The sequence below is a fragment of the Cupriavidus sp. CER-90 genome, from assembly GCF_057652055.1.
Map to the genome: position 1 here is coordinate 2,348,008 of NZ_JBYGYM010000001.1, position 14,491 is coordinate 2,362,498.

15 protein-coding genes are annotated in these 14,491 nt (G+C 63.7%); 7 read left to right on the forward strand and 8 right to left on the reverse strand.

Annotation, left to right across the window (positions count from 1 at the left end):
* The first annotated feature begins 133 nt into the window (after positions 1–133).
* Complete coding sequence (locus AC24R4_RS10380) at positions 134–1,150, forward strand: 1-aminocyclopropane-1-carboxylate deaminase (protein WP_487522933.1); 1,017 nt, start codon at positions 134–136, stop codon at positions 1,148–1,150.
* Positions 1,151–1,160: 10 nt separating this feature from the next.
* On the opposite strand, the gene AC24R4_RS10385 is transcribed toward AC24R4_RS10380, so the two are convergent.
* Positions 1,161–2,093 (reverse strand): LysR family transcriptional regulator, encoded by a 933-nt coding sequence (locus AC24R4_RS10385; RefSeq protein WP_487522934.1) that lies wholly within the window; start codon positions 2,091–2,093, stop codon positions 1,161–1,163.
* A 101-nt stretch (positions 2,094–2,194) separates the two neighbouring features.
* Here AC24R4_RS10385 and AC24R4_RS10390 point away from each other — a divergent pair, with 101 nt between their 5' ends.
* Both AC24R4_RS10390 and AC24R4_RS10395 read left to right on the forward strand, forming a co-directional pair.
* Positions 2,195–3,382: a pyridoxal-phosphate dependent enzyme gene (locus tag AC24R4_RS10390; protein ID WP_487522935.1), complete on the forward strand. Its 1,188-nt coding sequence runs from the start codon at positions 2,195–2,197 to the stop codon at positions 3,380–3,382.
* Positions 3,383–3,398: 16 nt separating this feature from the next.
* Positions 3,399–4,373, forward strand: a complete 975-nt coding sequence (locus tag AC24R4_RS10395; RefSeq protein ID WP_487522936.1) for a tripartite tricarboxylate transporter substrate binding protein — start codon at positions 3,399–3,401, stop codon at positions 4,371–4,373.
* A 9-nt stretch (positions 4,374–4,382) separates the two neighbouring features.
* On the opposite strand, the gene AC24R4_RS10400 is transcribed toward AC24R4_RS10395, so the two are convergent.
* The 6 genes from AC24R4_RS10400 to AC24R4_RS10425 all read right to left on the reverse strand — a co-directional run bounded on the left by AC24R4_RS10400 (position 4,383) and on the right by AC24R4_RS10425 (position 10,608).
* Positions 4,383–5,072, reverse strand: a complete 690-nt coding sequence (locus tag AC24R4_RS10400; protein WP_487522937.1) for a GntR family transcriptional regulator — start codon at positions 5,070–5,072, stop codon at positions 4,383–4,385.
* 104 nt (positions 5,073–5,176) lie between these two features.
* Positions 5,177–6,961: an IlvD/Edd family dehydratase gene (locus AC24R4_RS10405; protein ID WP_487522938.1), complete on the reverse strand. Its 1,785-nt coding sequence runs from the start codon at positions 6,959–6,961 to the stop codon at positions 5,177–5,179.
* Between the two features lie 154 nt (positions 6,962–7,115).
* Positions 7,116–7,931, reverse strand: coding sequence for a sulfite exporter TauE/SafE family protein (locus AC24R4_RS10410; RefSeq protein ID WP_487522939.1), 816 nt, complete (start codon positions 7,929–7,931; stop codon positions 7,116–7,118).
* Between the two features lie 1,439 nt (positions 7,932–9,370).
* A complete protein-coding gene (locus tag AC24R4_RS10415; RefSeq protein WP_487522940.1) occupies positions 9,371–9,700 on the reverse strand; it encodes a hypothetical protein in 330 nt (109 codons plus the stop codon).
* The gene (locus AC24R4_RS10420) at positions 9,687–10,031 is read right to left on the reverse strand and encodes a helix-turn-helix domain-containing protein (RefSeq protein WP_487522941.1); all 345 of its coding nucleotides are present in this window, start codon (positions 10,029–10,031) and stop codon (positions 9,687–9,689) included. Before AC24R4_RS10420 ends, AC24R4_RS10415 begins: the two co-directional genes overlap by 14 nt.
* 142 nt (positions 10,032–10,173) lie before the next feature.
* A complete protein-coding gene (locus AC24R4_RS10425; RefSeq protein WP_487522942.1) occupies positions 10,174–10,608 on the reverse strand; it encodes a hypothetical protein in 435 nt (144 codons plus the stop codon).
* Between the two features lie 157 nt (positions 10,609–10,765).
* On the opposite strand from AC24R4_RS10425, the gene AC24R4_RS10430 reads away from it, so the two are divergent.
* The 4 genes from AC24R4_RS10430 to AC24R4_RS10445 all read left to right on the forward strand — a co-directional run bounded on the left by AC24R4_RS10430 (position 10,766) and on the right by AC24R4_RS10445 (position 13,919).
* On the forward strand, positions 10,766–11,080 hold the full coding sequence (locus AC24R4_RS10430) for a helix-turn-helix domain-containing protein (RefSeq protein WP_487522943.1): 315 nt from the start codon (positions 10,766–10,768) through the stop codon (positions 11,078–11,080).
* Between the two features lie 277 nt (positions 11,081–11,357).
* Positions 11,358–11,879, forward strand: a complete 522-nt coding sequence (locus tag AC24R4_RS10435; protein ID WP_487522944.1) for a hypothetical protein — start codon at positions 11,358–11,360, stop codon at positions 11,877–11,879.
* 158 nt (positions 11,880–12,037) lie between these two features.
* Positions 12,038–12,616 (forward strand): hypothetical protein, encoded by a 579-nt coding sequence (locus tag AC24R4_RS10440; RefSeq protein WP_487522945.1) that lies wholly within the window; start codon positions 12,038–12,040, stop codon positions 12,614–12,616.
* A gap of 664 nt (positions 12,617–13,280) precedes the next feature.
* Complete coding sequence (locus AC24R4_RS10445) at positions 13,281–13,919, forward strand: hypothetical protein (protein ID WP_487522946.1); 639 nt, start codon at positions 13,281–13,283, stop codon at positions 13,917–13,919.
* 173 nt (positions 13,920–14,092) lie between these two features.
* On the opposite strand, the gene AC24R4_RS10450 is transcribed toward AC24R4_RS10445, so the two are convergent.
* On the reverse strand, positions 14,093–14,491 hold a 399-nt coding region (locus tag AC24R4_RS10450; protein ID WP_487522947.1), incomplete at its 5' end, for a hypothetical protein.

The following is a 14,491-nucleotide window of genomic DNA, read 5'->3' on the forward strand; positions in this document are numbered from 1 at the left end:
TTCCGGAATAAACGTAAAGATATGCGGCTGCAGATCAATAAATAGTGTTCGCAAGCCTCGTTCTTTGCAAGCACGTTTCGCGGCTTTTTTTCTAGGATGGAGTCCATCGCCATCCACCCCCGGAGCAGCCGCCATGAACCTGAAGCGTTTCCCCCGCCACCCCCTGACGTTCGGTCCCACCCCCATCCAGCCCATGCAGCGCCTGTCCGAGCATCTGGGCGGCAAGGTGGCGCTCTACGCCAAGCGCGAAGACTGCAACAGTGGTCTTGCCTTCGGCGGCAACAAGACCCGCAAGCTCGAATACCTGATTCCTGATGCACTTGCGCAAGGCTGTGACACGCTGGTGTCGATCGGCGGCATCCAGTCCAACCAGACCCGCCAGGTAGCCGCCGTGGCTGCCCACCTGGGGCTGAAGTGCGTGCTGGTGCAGGAAAACTGGGTCAACTATGCCGATGCCGTCTACGACCGCGTGGGCAATATCCAGATGTCGCGCATGATGGGTGCCGACGTGCGGCTGGTGGCCGACGGCTTCGACATCGGCATCCGCAAGAGCTGGGAAGAGGCGATGGAAAGCGTGCGCCAGGCCGGCGGCAAGCCGTATCCGATTCCCGCCGGCTGTTCGGAGCATCCGCTTGGCGGTCTCGGGTTTGTCGGGTTTGCCGAGGAAGTGCGCGCGCAGGAGGCCGAACTGGGCTTCCGGTTCGACTACATCGTGGTGTGCTCGGTCACGGGCAGTACGCAGGCCGGCATGGTGGTGGGCTTTGCGGCCGATGGCCGGGCAGACCGCGTGATCGGCATCGACGCATCGGCCAAGCCGGCGCAGACCCGCGCGCAGATCCTGCGCATCGCCAGACATACGGCGGGGCTGGTCGAACTCGATCGCGACATTGCCGATGCCGATGTGGTGCTCGACACGCGCTACGGCGGACCGGAATACGGCCTGCCGTCGGAAGGCACGCTCGAGGCCATCCGCACCTGCGCGCGGTATGAGGGCGTGATGACCGATCCCGTCTACGAAGGCAAGTCGATGCACGGCATGATCGACATGGTGCGGCGGGGCGAATTCCCGGCCGGTTCGCGCGTGCTCTACGCCCATCTGGGCGGCGCGCCGGCATTGAGCGCGTATAGCTTCCTGTTCCGCAACGGCTGAGCGGCGCGCCTCAGCGCAGCAGGTCTTCCACGCGCTGGCGGCACAGCCGCACAAACTGTTGGGCCGCCGTGGATTGCCCCTGGCCGGGGTGAAACGCCAGGACGGCCCGGAAGCGCACCGCGCCGGCAAACGGCACGCTGCGCAGCCCCAGCGCCGTGTAGGTGCGCGCCACCAGCGGGTTGGTGATGGCCAGCCCGACGCCGGCCAGCACCAGCGCGCATTGCGTATGGCTGTATGGCGTGGTGGCGACGAACCGTGCCATGTGGCCGTGCTCGGCAAAGGCGGATTGCAGTTGCCGCTGGGCCGGGTCGGCCGCATCCAGCCCGATCAGCGGGGCATCGGCCAGGTCTGCCACCCCGATGCGGCCGCGCCCGGCAAACGGATGCGTCGCGGGCACGATGCAGACCGCCGGAATGGCGTAGAACTCCGAGGCGGTCAGTCCGCTGGTGTCCACTTCATCGCCCATGAAGGCCAGGTCGAGCTCGCGCTGCAGCAGCCGTTCGCGCAGGCCGCGCGAGCTGTCCACCTCCAGCCGGCAATGGCTGCGCGGATAGCTGTGGGTGAAGTTGGCCACCGCCAGCGGCATCACGCTGGCGGCCATCGCGTGCAGGGCGCCCACGCGCAACACGGTGTCCTCGTGCGAGCGCAGCAGGTCGATCTTGCGCTGCACGGCGTCCAGGCCCACGTAGACGCGCTCGACTTCGTCCATCAGCGCGGCCGCCTCGGCGGTCGGGACCATGCGTCCCTTGCTGCGGTCGAACAGCCTGAGCCGCGCCGATTTTTCCAGTTGCAGCACGATCTGGGTCACCGCTGGCTGGCTGATATGCAGCGCCTCGGCGGCCCGGCGCGCCGAACCCAGTCGCATGACCATGCGGAACACCTCGATCTGCCGCGCGCTGACGGTCGGCCCGGCGTCCCCGGCATCCCCGGCTATCTTGTCCATCCTCATCCTATAAGTTTGGCTTATCAAAAACGCCGGATGGCTTGCGTCGCGGGGGCGCGTCTGCCCGTAGACTCGCCATCATGCCATTCCAGTCCGTCGCCATGTCCCACATCCATCCGCCCGGCGTTGTGCCGACCGTCAATCCCGCATTGCATGCCTTGCGATGCGTGACCTGCGCCGAGGTCTACCCGGTCTCCGACCTGCCGGAAGGCTGCCCGGCCTGCGCCGCCCACGGCCGGCCAAGCAGCCTCGAAGCGGTCTACGCGGGTGGCGACGGCACCCCGGCGCTCGATTTTGCACCAAAAAGCCAGGGTTATCGCTGGGGGCACTGGATGCCGTATCTGGACGGCGTGACGCTGGGCGAGGGCGCCACACCCTGCCTGCCCGTTCCGTCGCTGGCCGCGCTGGCCGGCGTGGCGGCGATGTGGATCAAGAACGAGGGCGCCAACCCGACCGGTTCGCACAAGGACCGCATGTCGGCCCAGGCGGTGAGCCGGGCGCTGGCGTCCGGCGCGCGCGATGTGGTGCTGGCGTCCAGCGGCAACGCGGCGGTATCCGCCGCGGCCTATTGCGCCGCCGCCGGGCTGGCGTGCGAGGTGGCCACCTATCGCGACCTGCCGGCCGTGTTCGACGTGGCCCTGCGCCACTACGGCGCGCGCCGCGTGATTTGCGAGACCGGGCATGCGCGCTGGGAACACGTGCGGCGCCGCGTTCGTGACGAAGGCGCCTTCGCGCTGACGAACTACAGCCTGCCGGCCGTCGGCAGTCCCGTGTTTGGCGTGGAAGGCTACCGGGCCGTCGCGCTCGAATGGGTTCACCAGGGTTGCCTGCCCGACCACGTGATGGTGCCCACCGCCCGCGGCGACCTGCTGTGGGGCCTCTATAGCGCGCTGCGCGACCTCGTGCGGATGGGACACCTGGGCCGCGTGCCAAAGCTGTGGGCCGTGGAGCCGTTCCCTCGCCTGGCCCGCGTGCTGGCCGGGGCGTCGCAGCAGGCCGATTTTGCGGGCGCAACGCGGCAGTTTTCCACGGCCGGGTCCACCGTCACCGCCCAGCAGGTGCATGCGGTGACGCGATCGGGCGGCGGCGCGGTGGTCGTGGACGACGACGCCGCACGCGCGGGCACCGGCCAGCTGGCCGCCGCCGGATTCTGGGTCGAACTTTGCGCCGGGGCGGGGCTGGCTGCCGCCCGGATGCTGCGCGCCGATGGCCGTATCGCGCCATCGGAAACCGTTCTGCTCATGCTGACCGCGCGCGGCGACCGCGACCCGGCACAAATCACAAACTAGCGCCTCGGAGGAACCCATGACATTGCGTTACCTGACCGCCATCTTTTCCGTCGGCCTGGCGGCGGCCCAAGTGCCCGTGGCGCATGCCGCCGGCTATCCCGACAAGCCGGTCCGCCTGATCGTGCCCTGGGCGGCCGGCGGCAGCACCGATGCGCTGGCGCGCGCCGTGGCGCAACGGATGAGCGAATCGATGGGCCAGCCGGTGGTGGTCGAAAACCGCGCGGGCGCATCGGGCCGCATCGGCGCCGAGGCGGTGGCCAAGGCCGCGCCCGACGGCTACACGCTCGGGGTGATCGAGCTGGCCCATACCGTGGCGCCATCGGTGTTTCGCCAGATGTCCTACGATGTGCTGCGCGATTTCGCGCCGGTCTCGCTGCTGGGCGAATCGCCGCTGGTGCTGTTTGCGGACAGTACGCGCTACCGGCCCGGCGACATCCAGCGATTCCTGTCCGATGCCCGCCAGTCCGGCAAGCCGATCCAACTGGCCACCAGCGGCAGCGGCACGATCAGCCATCTGGCGGCCAAAATGCTGGAGGCACAGGCGGCCATTCCCGTCGATGCCGTGCCGTATCGCGGATCGGCCCCGGCGCTCACCGATGTCTCGGCCCAACTGGTTTCTGGCCATTTTGCGACGCTGGCGAGCGGCAGCAGTCTGCTTGGCGGCGGCAAGATCACGGCACTGATGGTGACAGGGCCATCGCGGCTCGCCGCGCTGCCGAATGTGCCGACATCGACCGAGGCGAAACTGCCGGGCATGCAGGTGGGTCAGTGGTGGGCGTTGGTGGCGCCGGCGCGCACGCCGACGGCGGTGGTGGTACGGCTGAACGACGCAGTGCGGGCGGCGCTGGCCAATCCGCAGACCAGGGCGCGTCTGGATAGCCAGGGCATCGACCTCAAGGCATCCACGCCGGCGCAACTGGGCGACCGGCTGCGCGGCGAGGTGGACCGCTGGGGGCAACTGGTGAAACAGGCGGGAATCCAGCCGGAATAGGCCAGGGAATCAATTCCGGTACTGCTGCGCGTGCAGGTAGGCATCGCGCGACGGCAGCAGGTGGCTGGCGCACAGCGCCACCAGCCCATCGATATCGCCGGCCTTGAGGGCCTCGATCATCCGCCAGTGTTCCAGGCGGGCGCGTTCGCGGTATTCGGGCGAGACCAGCGAGGCAAAGCGGATGGGATGGGTCTGCCGCGCGAATTCGGCAATGGCCTTTTGCAGCGTCTGGTTGCTGCACAGGCTGAACAGTTCGCGGTGGAACGCCACGTTGACGCGAAACACCGTGCGTGCGTCGCCGGCTGCCACGGCGGTGTCGTGCTGCTGCTGGATGGCGATCAGCGTGTCCAGGTGCGCCGGCACGCGCTCCATGTCGATGCGCCGGGCGGCTTCGGTCTCCAGCATGCCGCGCACGTCGTACAGTTCGGTCACTTCCTGCGCCGAGAAAGCGCGCACCACCGCGCCGATGTTCTTGCGGCGCTCCACGAGCCCCAGGCGGTCCAGCGCGGCCAGTGCATCCCTGACCACGTGCCGCTTGGCCGCGAAGCGCGCCATCAGATCGTCCTCGACCAGGCGCTCGCGGGGATGCAGCCGGCCAAAGACGATGTCTTCCTCGAGCGTGGCAACCATCGCCTCCAGCGGGTCCTGGGCGATGGAGGCGGCGTCGGCGGCGGGGCTGGGCGTGCTGGAACCGGGCATCAGGGGCATCGCACCGGGGCTGGGCCGCGGCGCTTGGTGGCGAGTTGGAACAAAGCCGGCATTCTGACCGATTTTCCTGTCCATGGCGCCTGTCCCGCCGCAGGTCAGGCGCGGTGGCCCGGCACCTTGCCGCGGGTCTCGGCCGCGCGCAGGAAGTCGAAGTCCACCCCCTGGTCCGCCTGGTTGACCGCGGTGAGAAACAGCTTGCGATAGCCACGGTCGGCGGTGGGTTCCACCACCGGCGTTTCCTGCGCGCGGCGCGCCAGTTCGTCGTCGCCGACATGCAGTGTCAGGTCGCGTCGCGCCACCGACAGGCTGATGCGGTCGCCATTGCGCACGTAGGCCAGCGGCCCGCCAATCGCCGATTCGGGCGTCACGTGCAGCACGATGGTGCCGAATGCCGTGCCGCTCATGCGGCCATCCGAAATACGCACGATGTCCTTCACGCCGGCGCGGGCCAGCTTGCGCGGAATCGGGATATAGCCCGCCTCGGGCATGCCCGGCGCGCCTTTGGGGCCGATGTTCTTGAGCACCAGGATGTCGTCGGCCGTCACGTCCAGGTCGTCGCTGTCGATGCGGTTGGCCAGGTCGGCGGCGTTCTCGAACACCACGGCGCGTCCCTCGTGCTCCATCAGCTTCGGGTGTGCGGCCGACTGCTTGATGATGGCGCCGCCCGGGGCCAGGTTGCCGCGCAGCACGGCAATGCCCCCCTGCGGGTAGATCGGGTTGTCGCGCGTGCGCACCACGTCCTGCCTGAAGCCGGGGCCGGCACGCTCGATTTCCTCGCCCAGCGTGCGGCCGGTGACGGTCAGCGCGTCCAGGTGCAGCAGCGGCTTCAGCTCGCGCAGCAGCGTGGCCATGCCGCCCGCGTGGTGGAAGTCTTCCATGTAGTGGTCGCCGGACGGCTTGAGGTCCAGCAGCACGGGCGTGTCGCGCCCCATGCGGTCCAGTTCGGCCAGGTCGATGTCATAGCCCATGCGGCCCGCGATGGCGGCCAGGTGAACGATGCCGTTCGTCGAACCGCCAATCGCCAGCAGCACGCGCATGGCGTTCTCGAAGGCAGCCGGCGTCAGGATCTTGTCGATGGTCAGGCGCTCGCGCGCAATGCGCACGGCCTCCGTGCCGGTCTGCTCGGCCACGCGGATGCGGTCGGCGGTCACGGCCGGCGGCGAGGCGCCACCGGGCACGGTCATGCCCAGCGCCTCGGCCATACAGGCCATGGTGCTGGCCGTGCCCATCACGGAGCAGGTGCCCACGCTGGCCACCAGCTGGTTGTTGACGTCGGCAATCTCCTCGGCGTCGATCTCTTCCGCGCGGAACTTGCCCCAGTAGCGGCGGCAGTCGGTGCAGGCGCCCACGCGCTCGCTGCGGCGCGATCCGGTCAGCATCGAACCCGTGATGAGCTGGATGGCCGGGATGCCGGCCGACGCCGCGCCCATCAACTGCGCGGGCACGGTCTTGTCGCAGCCGCCAATCAGGACCACAGCATCCATCGGCTGCGCGCGGATCATTTCCTCGGTGTCCATCGACATGAGGTTGCGCAGGTACATGCTGGTGGGCGCCGAAAAGCTCTCGTGGATCGAGATCGTCGGAAAGTCCATCGGCAGGCCGCCGGCCAGCATGATGCCGCGCTTGACAGCTTCGATCAGCTGCGGCGCGTTGCCGTGGCAGGGGTTGTACGCACTGCCCGTGTTGACGATGCCGATGACGGGGCGGTCCAGCGCGCCGTCGGTATAGCCCGCGCCCTTGATGAACGCCTTGCGCAGGAACAGCGAGAAGCCTCGGTCTCCGTAGTTCGTCAGGCCCTGGGAGATGCCGGCGGCGGCGTCGGCCGGTGCAATGTCGTGGCGCGGGGCGGCGCCTTTCGGGTTCTGGCCGTCGTGGGACATGGTCGGATACGGTGTGCCGGGGCGCGACGCCCCTCGATGATGTGGGGCCTAAGGATAGTCGAGCCGTGCCCGACTGTCGTCGGTGTTATCACCTAGATTATTAATAATCTGATCCGCTGGAGCGAGGTGGCGCCAGACCGGGGATGCCGCGCGGCTAGACCGCCAGCATGACCCCCAGCACCACGGCCAGCAGCGCGAGATAGGTCATGGCGTGCACACGGTCGGGGATGCGTCCGATCCAGCGCGCCGCCAGCCGGATGCCTGCCCAGGAACCGGTCGCCAGCACGGCGAAGGCCAGAAGGTCCACATAGCCGGCGTGGCCCGGGCCCAGCGTCGCGCCCTGCCGCCAGGCCAGGGCCACGTAGGTGGCGGTGGCGGCCAGTGCCATCGGCAAGGACAGCGGATTGGCCATGGCCGTGGCCTGCGTCATGGTGGCGCCGCGCCGGCGCATCAGCGGTACGGTCATGACGCTGCCGCCGACGCCCAGGAACGCGGCGATGGTGCCAATGCCCAGGCCGACCGCCGCCGTGGTGGCCGCGCGCATCGGCGCCGATGCCGGGGGGCGCGCATGCATGAAGCCGGGGCGCAGCGCACTGTCGAGGATGGTCAGGGCCAGGTAGGCGATAAAGGCCCAGCGCACCCAGTCGCCGCTGAGCCAGCTGGCGGCGGCCGCGCCCGCGACAGCGCCCGCCGCGATATAGCCGCCCATCGCACGGGCCTGCGGCCAGTCCACATTGCCGGCGCGATGGTGGCGCCAGGTGGCCAGCGAGGCGCCGAAGATCATGACGCACGACGAGGTGGCCACGGCGATCTGCATGGCCGACTGCGCCACGGGGCTGCCGGCGTCGTGCGTCATCGTGAGCAGCGTGTACAGCAGCGGCACCACCACAAAGCCGCCGCCAAAGCCAAACAGCACGGTTGTGACACCGGCCAGAGCGCCACAGACCCCCAGCATCGCGTACATGGACATCGTCGAAGATTGAATTTCGTGCAGGCATGAAGCGATACGATAGGGCCCGGCTGCTTGGCTGACTTGCGAAGGTTGGTCAATAATCGTCGAAATTCTGCCAACCGCGCGACGCCGGGACGTCGCTGCCATGTTGTCCAGCAGGAATAGAATTCTGCAAAACCGCCGAAAGAATCTTGCAAATGCGGCAAAAATCGCCCGGAGACCCGCGCCGGGCATAGGGTTTGCAAAATTCTCGTCGCTTTCACGGGCAGTTCAAATTGCCCTGACTAGGTCGAGAAAAATCCCGAATAACGCGCCGTCTGGAGCGTCGCTAACTCCGGCAACAATTGCGCGTTTGTGCCTCGCTTCCAGGATGTCTCAAGTATAGGAAACAAGGTCGAAATTAGACCGGTATGTGCGCCTTTCAGAACCCACCGACCCTGTATCTGTCTAGCCGCCCCTGAAGCCATTTTGGGCATGGACCTAGGCCTGACCAGAACCTGCCAGACACTGGGTCTATATACAACGTCGGGCGCTTAGATTGCGCGGGAGTGCACTTTACAACACAATTCGGCGGAGGAGGTTTCGGAGGTGCAGGGGTCTGAAGGTCTGCTATCGACAGAGAGTGCTCGTCCATCAGTCCGAGGATTGTCTGAAGGACCGAGCTTCGTTCTTGGTCACGACGCTTAATCTCCCGATTCACTGAACGCAACTGTGCAAGCACTGCTTTCGATGTGCGAATCTGGCCGGTCGCGGGTTTCGAAGCAGTCATTGCCTCTCCCAATCCGAGTGTTCGGATGCGTAATAAGCCTGAAATGACTTCATCGGGAAGTATCCGACCCCTGGAAAATGCCAAGAGGTGAGCACACTATAGGACGAAAATGGCTCGAGCAGAACCGACGGCCGAGCGTCAGCAGACGCTCGGCACAGCGGTCGCGGATGGAAGGAGGGAGTTAAGGAGTCTGTTTCAGGTTTCGCAGTATGAGAGCAAGGATTGACGGGTTTGCCTGCGAAAGCATCCGGGTATCTGCGGAATAGCCGTACCGTTGATGCAACGCGAGAGCGATTGCACACGACCTCGAATAGCCTCCTTCGCAATGCACTACAACGGTCAGGACTCCACTTGGCAGTGCCTTAACGAACTCCCGGATTGACGTCGCGTGTTCCGACCCAAAAGCGTCCGGCAGTTTCTCCTTCGCGCGAGCCGAGAGGTCAGTACTCATAAAATCGACGTCCGCAAAGCTCAACCGCAGAACTTGCTTGAATCCATCCAGATTGGCCGGCGGTCTCCCTGGCGCAGTCACTGAGATGACCGCCACTGATTCCAATCGCGGCAACTTCTCAGCGACATTCCTCGACACCGCCAAAACCTGCCTCGTCCCATCCCTTGGCGGCTTGTAAAGCTTGTCGATGGCATCTTTCAACTGTAGCGGCACGCGTCATCCTCCCTGGTAGCTCGCTCAGCCCTGCAACAGAGCAGCCAGTCTCCCGATAAGCCAATCCAGCTCATCTTCCGAACACCATCCCTTCTGCGACACAGATATTTGCACCCTGCGAAGCGTCTGCTCCCTCGACTGCTCGGGATGTGCCACCTCATCCTTCTGCGCAACACGCAACAGCTGCCGCGCCAAGTCCTCACAGATATCCCAACGCTCCCAGCGCTCTTCGTCGGTCTGACCGGCGACATATCGCCCGCCAATCTCCCGAACCGCGATTTTCGGCTGAACGCCTGTCACCACCGGAGGAACGGTGATGCGCGGGAAGTCCTCTGGCACGTCACTGAGGTTCATGTTTGGTCTCCTGCTTCTTGGGGCGTGGCTTGCTCGCACGTTGGCGAAGCTCTGCATCCCTGGTCATCATCAATGGATTGATTGTCGCGGCGGGTCCAATCGTGCTGAACCATTCCTGCCGGCCAAGCGCGCGAACAACGCAGACGAGCGTGTGCAATGACGAGCCGTTACCCAGCTCGAGATTCCGCAATGCGCGTGTGCTGACGCCGGCGCGCTCCGCCAGGACGGCTTGCTCCAGGTTGCGGTTGATGCGTAGTCGCCGGAGGGCGGACCCAATCTCGAACTCGAGTTCTTCCGGCGTGTACGAACGAGTCGGGTCTATGTGCCCCATGTCATTACCTCGGGGCGCACATATGTCGCTGCAACTACAGGTGCATTTCTGCCGCTACGAGCCTGTTCCAACTCACTACAGGCAACTTCTTGCCGGCTGAACCGTGAGGGGAGGGTGGCTCGTTTCGGCATGTTCGTCCGCGCTATTCAGGCTTTGTGGCGTGGTACTTCGCCATGGCTCTGAGCGCAGCTACGAAGTAAGTCTTCCCCGTGGCGGTGACATCATCGATTGCGCAAGTCACTTCGTCGCGGGTGACAGTAAAGCTTGCGCCGTGCGTCTGGGCGTATTCGAGGACGGCCAAGCGGCTCGTCGAGTCGCAAGGCGTCAGCTGTACGTGGGCGTTGTTCATCGAGTAGACCCGGAGACTGCCTCTGCTGGGGTCGTACGCGGCGAAGGCCTTTGCGGGGTCGCCGATGATTTCGAGCCCATCTGTTGTGCAGAGCTGGTACATCAGCTCCAGCTCGGTCATGTTGTCGATGGTTTTGCCGAAGCTGTACCGGGTATGGGTTGTCGCCGCTCCCTCAGGCCACTCTTCTAGCAGCGCGGCCAAGCCTTTACGTATGTGTTCCATTTCCATCTCAGGTCTCCGCAGACCAGGGTGTCGTTTCGCCTCGGCGCCGGCGCAAAACGGTTCGTCGCGAAACTCCGCAATAGTGCGATTTTAGGATATGCAAATTTAACACTATACGGGTTTTTGTCGCAAGCTACTGGGTTCACTACCCGTCACGCCGGCAATGAGAACTTCCATTCCTGAGGAGGAGTACGCCCTTTTGCTCAACGCTCTTCGGGCGGAACGTGAGGCCAGAGAGGTGACGCAAGTCGAGCTCGCGGTCCGGATGGGAGTTGATCAGAACTTCATTAGCAAGTGCGAGCGGGGAGGGCGCCGACTCGATGTGCTGGAATTCCGGAAGTGGTGTATGGCGTTGGGCACGACGATTGTCGACGTCTTAGCTCGCGTCGAAGTGCAACTTTCTGAGTTCGAGGCTGCACTGGAAACTACACGGACGGTCCAGAAGAAGCTCGCCCGCAAGGCCAAGTCGACCAAGTAGGCGGCGTCTTTCCTCCGCGCGACCATCGCCCGGCCCCTTTGTTCGCTAATCGCACCGATTTCGCGGACGTCGTCGAAAGAATTGCGTCGACAAATCTCGCTCGCTAGCAGCCTAATTTCCTTCCAGCTTCTCCCGCGCTGAGCATTTCCCGTCCTCCCGGCCCACTTCGGTGTCCGTTATCTACTCCATTTCGCACTATACCCACCGCAGCCCAATCGGCGCTGCGTGAGCGCTTCGCCTGGAGCGCTCACGATCTGAGTTTTATGCAGGAGTGGAAATGTACGTTTATAAGGTATTGCGAGGCCTGAAGTTGCTAGAGGAAAAGCCGGACCCGTTCACCTACGACGTCGACCCGGTGACGGCCACGGACAGGTCCAACGTCGAGCTTGTCACGAGCCTTGATACTGACACGGGCACGCACCCGAATCTTCGGCCGGAGTACCTGTGCGATGCGCTGTACACGTACGAGCAGTGCTTCGAATACAAGCTCACCTACGGCGATTTTCTCGAATGGGATGCCGCGCTTGCCCGCCTCGTTGGCTATGACCAGAAGAACGAAGACAACAATGCTCCGGGCGGCCCGTTCTACGAGATTCTCCATCGAAGCTTTGGGTGCTCTCCGGTCGGTCCTGCTGTAGCGAAGAAGCTGATTGCGGATTTCGACGCTTGGGAGGCCCGCGCACGGGAGTTCGAGGACGAGCCACTCTTCTACTTGTCATTCTGGTGGGCCCGCTGCGCATTTGGGCACGTCCTGCATGACGGACTGCTGTATCGCGACGTCGACTGGCGAATCCCGTAAGCGCTACCAACACCTCTCGAGCGCAGCCAGTTGCTGCGCTCATCTCCCTCACCGGCACGTCAAATCATGACGTCGCTACGAACCTACACTCATATACAGGCGTCGCGCCTGTGCGAGCCAGCACGTCGCTTGGTTTGCGATCCAACAACGCGAAACGAATGAACGATTTTGATAACGGTGTGAATGCCGTAGGGCAATTTGACCTTTTCGCGCGATTCTGGCGCAAGCCGGAGATGCTGGAAGGGCTGCTTCTCTACGCTGGTGCATTGACATGCCCTGTAGCCGCCTCGGACTTGGCCAACCTGCCGCAGGATTTCTCGCCGGCGACCATCTCCTTCGAAAGCATGGAGCTCGGTGCGCACCCGATCATTGTGATTAGATTGTCCGTTGGCGACCTAGAGATTCGCTGGCTTGCCGATGCGAAGTGCTCAGACATCTGGGACTTCATCTATATGTGGAGACACAATAAGGTTTTGCCCATCGTGCTTGGCGTTGAGCAAAGCAGCGAATGGGTCTATCGATTCTATTTTCCTGAGATGCCTGACATTGCGCTGACGCCTGGCGAATTCGTGGAAACACGAAAAGTCTGGGGTGAGACCGAGCCGTGGGGAACCATGGTGGAGTATGTCAAGAGTCATCCGAATGCGTACCCACTGCTGTCTAGCCGCGTGCCTCCGTTGCCACGGCCAGACGACTTCAAGGGGCTCAAAGTCGTACTCTCGCCTGCGGGGTTCTGAGTTGGCGCATTAGCGAGTGGCTCGAAGTGAGGCGAGGGCTGTGGTCCTCGCCCGCTGGCTAGCCTTGCTTCAGGCGGCACGAATGCGTTGATGGGCGTGCCTATACTGGGCATGCAACAGCCCTCGACCATTTATCTCGATGCTCACGACCTTGCGTCCATTTTCAAGGTCAGTCCGGCCACCATCCTCCGACGTGTCCGGAGCCAGTCCCATTCCTTGCCAGCGCCCGCGCATCTCGGCCCGCGCTTTCCGCTTCGGTGGAGGCGAGCCGACGTCGATGCATGGCTGACTGAGCAAAGCGTTTCTTGAAGCCGGACGACTCAGAGGGGTGCTTCACCGAGAAACTTCACAAGTTAGAGTTTTTCCTCTAATCCGGAAATCTCTGCTCGTTCCAAACCAGTTTTTTCGCTTGGCGACGAGGCGCCTCAAGAAGAGCGCATCGGGCCTCTTTCCCCCACGAAATTCACGCCTTAAGATGCGGCCATCGCAGCAGAAAACACTCTGCATCCGGGTGATTCCGGGTCATGTCAGATGCAGGAGTTTTGGCGCTATACGGATTGCAGATCGCAGATATCCACGACGGTGCAGGACACCTCGAGGACCTCATCTGCCGCGTTCAACTTGAGCGCGCAATCCTTGTCATAACTTCAGTAGGACATCAGATATGAAGGCTAATTTCACCAAGGCAACCAAGACAAATCGAGTATCGATTGGCAGCCTGTACCAACTTGAGTTGTTGCGCGAGGAGTTCGCTGGCGCGGGCCAACTGGAAGGGAACCTTCCCGTACTTTCTTGCCTTGTCCCCCAGGAACACGTGCGCCTGTTCGGTGCGGGAAACATGGAGACCTGCGTCGGCTATGGACGCTTCGAACTGGATGACGGCCATCAACTCCAAACCATCCAGATTCAGATTGGTCGTGCAATGTTCGCTTGGACAGCCGACATGGACGACGAAGTTGTGTGGGGTGCTATCGACGTCTGGCGGTCGGTAGGCCAGCTTCCATTGATGCTTCGTCTAGAGAAGGGAAATATTTGGCAAACGCTGTGCGCGGTACTGAGGGCGCCAACCGGTGCTCTCGGAAACGACATTTACCGGGGCGAAGCCGATTCACGGTCTACGTCTGAGAGGGTCTCCCAGTTGTTTGAGCTTGTCTCGAGCGGACGGATGGATGGCCAAGCGAAGCCTCTCATCCCTGGTGTGCCGTTGCGACATGTCTTCGTGAACGCTCTGCTAACGAACCAAAAGCAACTTGTCGATGTGTCTGCGCTGGTGCCTCCGGGCAAGAGGGCATACGGTTTGTAACTCCAGACGGCGCGGCCATTTCGGCCGCGCTTTTTTGCTCTACGGACGCGTGTTCCGCTCAGGCTGCGGGGAATGTTTACCCGCGGCGAAGCTGCATTGCCAGACTCCGCCGACACGGGCCTCATCCTGGTTGCCCTAGGCACCTCGGTGGCTTGCAAGCGAGCAGAGCCGCGCTACCGCCGACCGCCCAGGAAAGCAAGCCAATCCGACGCATAAGCGCATTGCATTGGCTCCGGGTCGTCTTTGATAACTGGACATCCCGAAAACTCAATGCGCTTGCGGAAGAATGTCGCTGCCGGCTCAGGGATCTCCGAAAGACGGACGTACTTGGTGTCTCCCGATTGGTGAATGGGAACACTCACAGCCTCAGGTCGTTGGGGCAACTCTTCGGCTCCTGTTAGTCCTACGGCCAGCGCACGCGCAACCAGGTCGAAGACCGACGCCGCGTAGCGGGGATAGGCATGCAGTGTGCGCTTCTCCCCGTCGCCAAACGGCGGCTCGCTCAATTGCACGACGTAGTCGGACACGGCGCTACGCTCAAGCCTCCCTATGTAGGCAATGGCAATCTTCTT

What these genes read in the sequence shown, in the direction of transcription:
- AC24R4_RS10415 (WP_487522940.1), bottom strand. Translation starts at nt 9,700, where the DNA reads ATGAACCTCAGTGACGTGCCAGAGGACTTCCCGCGCATCACCGTTCCT.
- AC24R4_RS10425 (WP_487522942.1), bottom strand. Translation starts at nt 10,608, where the DNA reads ATGGAAATGGAACACATACGTAAAGGCTTGGCCGCGCTGCTAGAAGAG.
- AC24R4_RS10395 (WP_487522936.1), top strand. Translation starts at nt 3,399, where the DNA reads ATGACATTGCGTTACCTGACCGCCATCTTTTCCGTCGGCCTGGCGGCG.
- AC24R4_RS10385 (WP_487522934.1), bottom strand. Translation starts at nt 2,093, where the DNA reads ATGGACAAGATAGCCGGGGATGCCGGGGACGCCGGGCCGACCGTCAGC.
- AC24R4_RS10430 (WP_487522943.1), top strand. Translation starts at nt 10,766, where the DNA reads ATGAGAACTTCCATTCCTGAGGAGGAGTACGCCCTTTTGCTCAACGCT.
- AC24R4_RS10380 (WP_487522933.1), top strand. Translation starts at nt 134, where the DNA reads ATGAACCTGAAGCGTTTCCCCCGCCACCCCCTGACGTTCGGTCCCACC.
- AC24R4_RS10435 (WP_487522944.1), top strand. Translation starts at nt 11,358, where the DNA reads ATGTACGTTTATAAGGTATTGCGAGGCCTGAAGTTGCTAGAGGAAAAG.
- AC24R4_RS10405 (WP_487522938.1), bottom strand. Translation starts at nt 6,961, where the DNA reads ATGTCCCACGACGGCCAGAACCCGAAAGGCGCCGCCCCGCGCCACGAC.
- AC24R4_RS10410 (WP_487522939.1), bottom strand. Translation starts at nt 7,931, where the DNA reads ATGTCCATGTACGCGATGCTGGGGGTCTGTGGCGCTCTGGCCGGTGTC.
- AC24R4_RS10445 (WP_487522946.1), top strand. Translation starts at nt 13,281, where the DNA reads ATGAAGGCTAATTTCACCAAGGCAACCAAGACAAATCGAGTATCGATT.
- AC24R4_RS10420 (WP_487522941.1), bottom strand. Translation starts at nt 10,031, where the DNA reads ATGGGGCACATAGACCCGACTCGTTCGTACACGCCGGAAGAACTCGAG.
- AC24R4_RS10400 (WP_487522937.1), bottom strand. Translation starts at nt 5,072, where the DNA reads ATGCCCGGTTCCAGCACGCCCAGCCCCGCCGCCGACGCCGCCTCCATC.
- AC24R4_RS10390 (WP_487522935.1), top strand. Translation starts at nt 2,195, where the DNA reads ATGTCCCACATCCATCCGCCCGGCGTTGTGCCGACCGTCAATCCCGCA.
- AC24R4_RS10440 (WP_487522945.1), top strand. Translation starts at nt 12,038, where the DNA reads ATGAACGATTTTGATAACGGTGTGAATGCCGTAGGGCAATTTGACCTT.